Below are 7,766 nucleotides of genomic sequence, written 5' to 3' on the forward strand. Positions count from 1 at the left end.
GAGCCCATGCTCGGCTGCTCTTCGCGGGATCCATCAAGCCGAGCATGGGCTCGGCTCTACAGCAGATCCACGCCCTACATGGATGGCTTCTACGGCATCCAGCCCAGCAGCTGCTGCAATCGCTGGTGCGGATCGTCCATCTGCAGCAGCTGAAGGCGCTGCTGCTCGCTCAGCGGCAGCAGCTCGGCCAGCCGCCAGCCGACCCAGCTGGCCTGGTCCAGCAGCGCCGGATTGGCCGGCGCATAGGCCTCGCCGGCCTGCTCGATGATGTGCCCCAGCACCGTGGCCAGCAGTGCATGCTGCGGCCGCAGTTCGTCATCGGGGTCTTCCTCGCACCAGCGCACATCAGCCACCACCAGGCCGTTGTCGCGCACGCGGGTGCGCTCGACATGGAAGCGACGGGTACCGCGCAGGCGCAGCTGCAGCACGCCGTCGGCGCCGACATCGAAGTCTTCGATGCGTACCTGCACGCCAAAGGCGGCCGGTGTCGCCGGTGCGCCGACCTCCTCGCCCTCGAGGATCAGGCAGACGCCAAATCCCTCACCACTGCGGCCGCTGTCGCGGACCAGGTCCAGATAGCGCCGCTCGAACACGCGCAGGCCTACCGCTGCACCCGGTACCAGCGCGGTGTGCAGCGGGAACAGCGGCAGCGAGCCGTCGCCGCTCATCGGGCCTGCAGCGCGGCGAGGAAGCGGCGCGGGGCACCGTCGAAGCCACCGTTGGACATGAATACCACGTGGTCGCCGCTGCGCGCGCTGGCCTGCAGCTGCGCCAGCAATGCGTCGGTATCGGGCACCGCGTGGGCTTCGCCACGCACCGCGGCGATCACCGCCGCAGCATCCCAGGCCAGTTCCGGGCGATGCAGGAACACCACTTCATCGGCCAGCGCCAGCGAGGGAGCCAGCGCCTGCGCATGTGCGCCCAGCCGCATCGAGTTGCTGCGCGGCTCCATCGCGACCACGATGCGCGCATCACCCACCTTGGAACGCAGGCCCTCCAGCGTGGTGGCGATCGCAGTCGGATGGTGGGCGAAATCGTCGTAGACGGTGATGCCGTCATGGCTGCCGATCACTTCCATGCGGCGCTTGACGCTGCGGAAGCGTGCCAGCGCCGGAATAACCTGGGCGGGCGCCACGCCCACTGCATGCGCGGCGGCCAGCGCGGCCAATCCATTGAGCACGTTGTGGCGGCCCAGCAGCGACCACTGCACATCACCCAGCGCCTGCCCACGATGGTGCACGCGGAAGGCGCTGCCATCAGCGGCCAGCAGCTCGGCATGCCATTCCAGCGACGGATCGAATCCGAAGCGCTCGACCGGGGTCCAGCAGCCCATCGCCAGCACTTCGGCAAGGTACTGATCCTCGCCGTTGACGATCAGACGCCCACGTGCGGGTACGGTACGCACCAGATGGTGGAACTGGCGCTGGATCGCGGCCACGTCCGGGAAGATGTCGGCGTGGTCGTACTCAAGGTTGTTGAGGATGGCCACCAGCGGCCGGTAGTGCACGAACTTGCTGCGCTTGTCGAAGAAGGCCGTGTCGTACTCATCGGCTTCGACCACGAACTCGCGCCCCTGGCCCAGGCGGGCGGAGACACCGAAATCCTCGGCGACACCGCCGATCAGGAAGCCCGGCGAGCGCCCTGCACTTTCCAGCAGCCAGGTGAGGATGGTGGTGGTGGTGGTCTTGCCGTGGGTACCGGCCACGGCCAGCGTGTCGCGGCCCGGCAGCACCTGCTCGGACAGCCACTGCGCGCCGGAGATATAGCGCTGGCCGGCATCGAGCACGGCTTCCACGGCGGCATTGCCGCGCGACAGCGCGTTGCCGATCACCACCTCGTCGGTACCGGCCGGCACGCTGTCGGCACGGTAGCCCTGGTCCAGTGTGATGCCCAGCTGTTCGAGCTGGGTCGACATCGGCGGGTAGATGGCCTGGTCGCTGCCGCTGACGGAATGCCCAAGTTCCCGCGCCAGGGCGGCCACGCCGCCCATGAAGGTGCCGGCAATTGCAAGGATATGTACGCTGCTCATGACCGAGGATTGTGACCGATGACGGCTGTATAGGGCCAATGTCCGCTATCGGGTAAGACAACCCCTACACGGGATGTGAGAAAACTCCAATCAGCTGTCAGGGAATTCCCGATAGCGATGTTCTGTGAACCCGGACACAATTCGAACTGCCAGCCGCAGTACCCGAACCGGTCCTACTCCCCAAGAGGCCATCCCCAAGGGAGCTCATGCTGCGGGGCCCTGAGCAAGCCCTTCGCTGGCGCCTATCAAACGACACAGGCCTGATCCTCGCGGACCAGGCCTGTGTTTTTTGCGCCTGAAGGACCGGACGCATGCCGGCCCCGCCGGATCAGGCCTTGATCGCTGCCAGGATGCGGGCTTCGATCTCGTCCAGCTCACCGACGCCATCGACGCGGGCCAGGGTGCCACGGCCGGCGTAGAAATCGACCACCGGGGCGGTCTGGTCGTTGTAGACCTGCAGGCGCTGGCGCACCGCTTCCGGGTTGTCATCGGCGCGGCCCTGCTCCTTGGCGCGGCCGGCGATGCGGTCCACCAACAGCTCGGTGGGCACATCCAGCTGCACCACCGCGTCCAGCGGCTGGCCGATCTTGGCCAGCAGGCCATCCATCGCATTGGCCTGGGCCACATTGCGCGGGTAGCCATCGAGGATGAAGCCCTTGGCGACATCAGCCTGGGTCAGGCGCGACTCCAGCATGCCCAGCAGGATGTCGTCCGACACCAGGTTGCCGGCATCCATCACCGTCTTGGCCTGCTTGCCCAGCTCCGTGCCGGCGGCGATTTCCGCGCGCAGCATGTCACCGGTCGAAATGTGGGCGATCCCCAGCTTTTCCTTCAGGCGCGTCGCCTGTGTCCCCTTGCCCGAACCGGGCGGTCCCAACAGAACCAATCGCATTGACCTGACTCCAACGTGTTGAAAACAAAGAAGGTTCGCGTCCCGGACGGTCCGGTATCGCTGCACCGCAATAGCGCCACTTTACCGCATCCGGGTAATGTCCCTGCAATGTCCCCTCCCCCGAGCAGGTAGAAGCATGCGCAACGGTACTCTCCTTTATGCCCAGTCCGGCGGTGTCACCGCCGTCATCAATGCCACGGCGGCAGCGGTGATCGAGCAGGCCCGGGCCAAGGGCATCAAGGTCCTGGCGGCCCGCAACGGCATCCTCGGCGCGCTGCGCGAGGAGCTGATCGACACCAGCAGGGAGAGTGCCGCCGCGATCCGCGCCCTCGCCCATACCCCGGGCGGCGCCTTCGGCTCGTGCCGGGTCAAGCTGAAATCGCTGGATGCCGACCGCGCCCGCTATGACCGCCTGCTGGAGGTGCTGCAGGCCCACGACGTGCGCTGGTTCCTCTACAACGGCGGCAACGACTCGGCCGACACCGCACTGAAGGTCTCGCAGCTGGCCAAGGCCTCCGGCTACGACCTGACCTGTATCGGCGTGCCCAAGACCATCGACAACGACCTTGCCGTTACCGATACCTGCCCCGGCTTCGGGTCAGCGGCCAAGTACACCGCGGTCTCGGTGCGCGAAGCAGCACTGGACGTGGCGGCGATGGCCGAAACGTCCACCCGTGTCTTCATCTACGAAGCGATGGGCCGCCACGCCGGCTGGCTGGCCGCCGCCGCCGGCCTGGCCGGCAACGGTGATGACGAAGCGCCGCACATCATCCTGCTGCCCGAGCGCGCCTACGACGAGGCCACGTTCCTGGCCAAGGTGAAAGCCGTGGTCGAGCGCGTCGGCTACTGCGTGGTGGTGGCGTCGGAAGGCATTGCAACCGCCGATGGCCGCTTCGTTGCCGATGCAGGCGGTGGCAAGGACTCGTTCGGTCATTCGCAGCTCGGCGGCGTGGCGGCGCACCTGGCCGGCCGGGTCAAGGATCAGCTGGGCCTGAAGGTGCACTGGGCACTGCCCGATTACCTGCAGCGCTCGGCCCGCCACCTGGCCAGCAGGACCGACTGGGAGCAGGCGCAGGCGGTGGGCAAGGCCGCGGTGCAGCTGGCACTGAAGGGCCAGAATGGCGTGATGCCGGTGATCGTGCGCAGCAGCGATGCGCCCTATCGCTGGAAGATCGAAGCGGCGCCGCTGTCGAAGATCGCCAACCACGAGAAGAAGATGCCGGCTGGTTTCATCCGCCGCGATGGCTTCGGCATCACGGCCAGGGCGCGCGCCTACCTGTCACCATTGATCAAGGGCGAAGCACCGCTTCCCTATGGCACCGATGGCCTGCCGAAGTACGTCACCCTGAAGAACGTAGCGGTGAAGCAGAAACTGCCGGCCTTCGAAGGCTGACCTGAAAAAGGGGACGGAGGGGATTAAGTCGCATACGCCCCTCTGTCATCTCCAACAGCATCAGCAGTGGGTCGGATACGACTTAATCCCCTCCGTCCCCTTTTCATGGAGATCAGCATGGCACTGCGTGTTGTCCGACTCGGTACGCCGCGCCAACCCGGCGAGGGACTGCGCATCGGCACCGTTCGGCGCCCACCGCGCGGCGTGCCGCGCAGCGAGTTCGCCCGACAGGACTGGTACGACGTCTGGTTTCCTACGCTGTCACCCAGCGCGGAGCTGGTGAAGCGGGCACATGAGGCAACGACGGCGGCCGATTGGACCGCCTTCTTCCGCCATTACAAGGCCGAGATGAAGGCGCCCGATGCCGCCCACGCGCTGGACCTTCTGGCCGCGATGTCGCAACACAGCGACATCAGCGTGGGCTGCTACTGCGAGGATGAAGCGCACTGCCACCGCAGGGCATTGCGCGAGCTGCTGGTGGCGCGCGGGGCAATGCTGGCGGATTGATCAGCCGGATGTCGGCCGTGGATGACGGCACGGGTGCACCACCCACGCGACTTCAATTGCAGGCCTTGCCTTCCATCTGCAACTGCGCGGCGAACATCGTCACCTGCGGAATCTGGCCGGCGGCGGCCTGCTTCTTCGCCTCTTCCAGATAAATGCGCGATTGGCCCTGCCCGTCCAGCTCGACCTTGTGGCTCGACGGCAGGCGCCACACCCGGACCACCGCCTGCTGCGCCGGGCACGCGGCATTGGGCACGCGGATCACATCATTGAGCTTCCAGCCCTTGTCGGCACTCGGCTGCGCCTTGGTGTAATCGACGAAGCGCGCGCGTGGCTGGCATTGCTCGCTGGTCCGGACGGCGGAGAAGCGATATGGCGCGGCGGCATCACCGGTGAACGCACCTTCCAGCCGCGCGCAGGCCTCGGGGATCTGCCGCAGCGTATGCACCGCGCCCACCGCCTGCGGCGCACCGACCGCACGCTGCAGTTCCGGCGTTTCCGCAGCGAAGGCCGGTGCGGCCGGGACCAGGGCGGCAAGCATCAACAGGGACAGGCGCATGGGGAATCTCCTACGGGGCTGTGCGCAGGCTTGCAGAGGCTGCCTTAACGGGGTGCAAAGGCCGTTGGCTCGCCAATCATGCCCAGGGCCCGACGGCATGCGCCGCGGCTCCCAGGAGCCGGTCGAGCATGGCTCGACTCTACAAGTGGCGGCACGCATACTGCGGGCACCAGGGAATGCTGAACACCGCCATACGTCGGACGACCGCCAAGGTCGGTACGGGTTGGTTCCAGGCTGCAGCCCGTCGTCCCCCTCGTGGTCCCGTTCATCGCCACTGGATGCCTACATCCATTCTGCGGAGGGGTCTAATGCTGGAACGTCACGGGCTGTCACTGGCGCTGGGCTGCGCCATTCTCGCGATCCTGTTCGGAATCGTCTCGGCGCGCTGGATCCTGCGCCAACCCACCGGCAATGCGCGCATGATCGCGATCGCCACCGCGATCCAGGAAGGTGCGCGTGCCTATCTCAACCGCCAGTACCTGACCATCGGCATCGCCGGCGTGGTGCTGTTCGTGCTGGTCGGCATCTTCCTCAGCTGGTACACCGCGATTGGTTTTGCAGTCGGCGCGGTGCTGTCCGGCGCCGCCGGTTACATCGGCATGAACGTGTCGGTACGCGCCAACGTGCGTACCGCAGAGGCGGCGCGCAACGGCATCAGCGCGGCGATGGACGTCGCCTTCCGCGGCGGCGCGATCACCGGCATGCTGGTGGTCGGGCTGGGCCTGCTGGGCGTGGCCGGCTACTACGCACTGCTGTTGCAGATGGGCCTGCCGATGGAACAGGCGCTGCACGCGCTGGTCGGCCTGGCCTTCGGCTCCTCGCTGATCTCGATCTTCGCGCGCCTGGGCGGCGGCATCTTCACCAAGGGCGCCGACGTCGGCGCCGACCTGGTCGGCAAGGTCGAAGCCGGCATTCCCGAGGACGATCCGCGCAACCCGGCGGTGATCGCCGACAACGTCGGTGACAACGTCGGCGACTGCGCCGGCATGGCGGCCGACCTGTTCGAGACCTACGCGGTGACCGTGATCGCCACCATGCTGCTGGGCAGCCTGATGCTGGCCGAAGCCGGTGCCAACGCGGTGCTGTATCCGCTGGTACTGGGCGGCGTGTCGATCATCGCTTCGATCATCGGCGCGCTGTTCGTCAAGGTGAAGCCAGGCGGCTCGATCATGGGCGCGCTGTACAAGGGCGTCATCGTTTCCGGCGTGCTGGCCGCCATCGCCTTCTACCCGATCACCACCGGACTGATGTCCGACAACGTGCATGGACCGATGGCGCTGTATGGCTGCGCGCTGATCGGCCTGGTCCTGACCGGCCTGATCGTGTGGATCACCGAGTACTACACCGGCACCCAGTACAAGCCGGTGCAGCACGTGGCGCAGGCGTCGACCACCGGCCACGGCACCAACATCATCGCCGGACTCGGCATCTCGATGAAATCCACCGCGCTGCCGGTGGTGGCGGTGTGTGCGGCGATCTGGGGTGCGTTCGCACTGGGCGGCCTGTACGGCATCGCCATTGCCGCAACCGCGATGCTGTCGATGGCAGGGATGATCGTCGCCCTCGATGCCTACGGCCCGATCACCGACAACGCCGGTGGCATCGCCGAAATGGCCGAGCTGCCTTCGGAGATCCGCGACATCACCGACCCGCTGGATGCGGTGGGCAACACCACCAAGGCCGTGACCAAGGGCTATGCGATCGGCTCGGCGGCGCTGGCGGCACTGGTGCTGTTCGCCGACTACACCCACAACCTGCAGGCAGCCAATCCCGGCCAGGAGTTCCGCTTCGATCTCAGCGACCACACGGTGATCATCGGCCTGTTGATCGGCGGCCTGATTCCCTACCTGTTCGGTGCGATGGCGATGGAAGCGGTCGGCCGCGCGGCAGGCGCAGTGGTGGAAGAAGTGCGCCGCCAGTTCCGCGAGATTCCCGGCATCATGCAGGGCACCGGCAAGCCGCAGTACGACAAGGCGGTGGACATGCTGACCCGCTCGGCGATCCGCGAAATGATCGTGCCCTCGCTGTTGCCGGTCGCCGTGCCGGTGGTGGTCGGCCTGCTGCTGGGGCCGCGCGCACTGGGCGGCCTGCTGATCGGCACGATCGTCACCGGCCTGTTCGTGGCCATCTCGATGACCACCGGCGGCGGCGCCTGGGACAACGCCAAGAAATACATCGAGGATGGCCACTTCGGTGGCAAGGGCAGCGAAGCGCACAAGGCTGCGGTGACCGGCGATACCGTCGGTGACCCGTACAAGGACACCGCCGGCCCGGCAATCAATCCGCTGATCAAGATCATCATCGTCCCGGGCAAGATCGTGAACATCGTCGCCGCCTGATGTACCTCGCACCGGCCACCCGCGCGGTGGCCGATGCCTTTCCAGAAGCA

General features: G+C 66.8%; 7 protein-coding genes. 3 read left to right on the plus strand and 4 right to left on the minus strand.

From position 1 onward, the window contains the following. Positions 1 to 89: 89 nt before the first annotated feature. The 3 genes from ABGA94_RS10210 to ABGA94_RS10220 all read right to left on the minus strand — a co-directional run bounded on the left by ABGA94_RS10210 (position 90) and on the right by ABGA94_RS10220 (position 2,921). Positions 90 to 668 carry an LON peptidase substrate-binding domain-containing protein gene (locus ABGA94_RS10210; RefSeq protein ID WP_005419042.1) on the minus strand — a complete coding sequence of 193 codons (579 nt, stop codon included), beginning with the start codon at positions 666 to 668 and terminating at the stop codon, positions 90 to 92. Further along, positions 665 to 2,029 (minus strand): UDP-N-acetylmuramate:L-alanyl-gamma-D-glutamyl-meso-diaminopimelate ligase, encoded by a 1,365-nt coding sequence (gene mpl, locus ABGA94_RS10215; RefSeq protein ID WP_005419043.1) that lies wholly within the window; start codon positions 2,027 to 2,029, stop codon positions 665 to 667. The genes ABGA94_RS10210 and mpl overlap by 4 nt, the downstream gene beginning before the upstream one ends. 328 nt (positions 2,030 to 2,357) lie before the next feature. After that, positions 2,358 to 2,921, minus strand: a complete 564-nt coding sequence (locus tag ABGA94_RS10220) for an adenylate kinase (protein WP_005419045.1) — start codon at positions 2,919 to 2,921, stop codon at positions 2,358 to 2,360. Positions 2,922 to 3,057: 136 nt separating this feature from the next. Here ABGA94_RS10220 and ABGA94_RS10225 point away from each other — a divergent pair, with 136 nt between their 5' ends. Both ABGA94_RS10225 and ABGA94_RS10230 read left to right on the plus strand, forming a co-directional pair. Continuing rightward, entirely contained in the window at positions 3,058 to 4,314 is a 1,257-nt protein-coding gene (locus tag ABGA94_RS10225) for a 6-phosphofructokinase (protein ID WP_005419049.1), read from the plus strand. Between the two features lie 117 nt (positions 4,315 to 4,431). Beyond that, positions 4,432 to 4,821 (plus strand): DUF488 domain-containing protein, encoded by a 390-nt coding sequence (locus tag ABGA94_RS10230; RefSeq protein WP_005419050.1) that lies wholly within the window; start codon positions 4,432 to 4,434, stop codon positions 4,819 to 4,821. Between the two features lie 52 nt (positions 4,822 to 4,873). Here the strand turns inward: ABGA94_RS10230 and ABGA94_RS10235 are convergent, their stop codons facing one another. Continuing rightward, complete coding sequence (locus ABGA94_RS10235) at positions 4,874 to 5,377, minus strand: hypothetical protein (protein ID WP_061480501.1); 504 nt, start codon at positions 5,375 to 5,377, stop codon at positions 4,874 to 4,876. Positions 5,378 to 5,685: 308 nt separating this feature from the next. Here ABGA94_RS10235 and ABGA94_RS10240 point away from each other — a divergent pair, with 308 nt between their 5' ends. Continuing rightward, on the plus strand, positions 5,686 to 7,716 hold the full coding sequence (locus ABGA94_RS10240) for a sodium-translocating pyrophosphatase (protein WP_375367200.1): 2,031 nt from the start codon (positions 5,686 to 5,688) through the stop codon (positions 7,714 to 7,716). Positions 7,717 to 7,766: the final 50 nt, after the last annotated feature.

The sequence above is a fragment of the Stenotrophomonas sp. 3diitr2024 genome (assembly GCF_042136455.1).
Classification (GTDB): Bacteria; Pseudomonadota; Gammaproteobacteria; order Xanthomonadales; family Xanthomonadaceae; genus Stenotrophomonas; species Stenotrophomonas sepilia.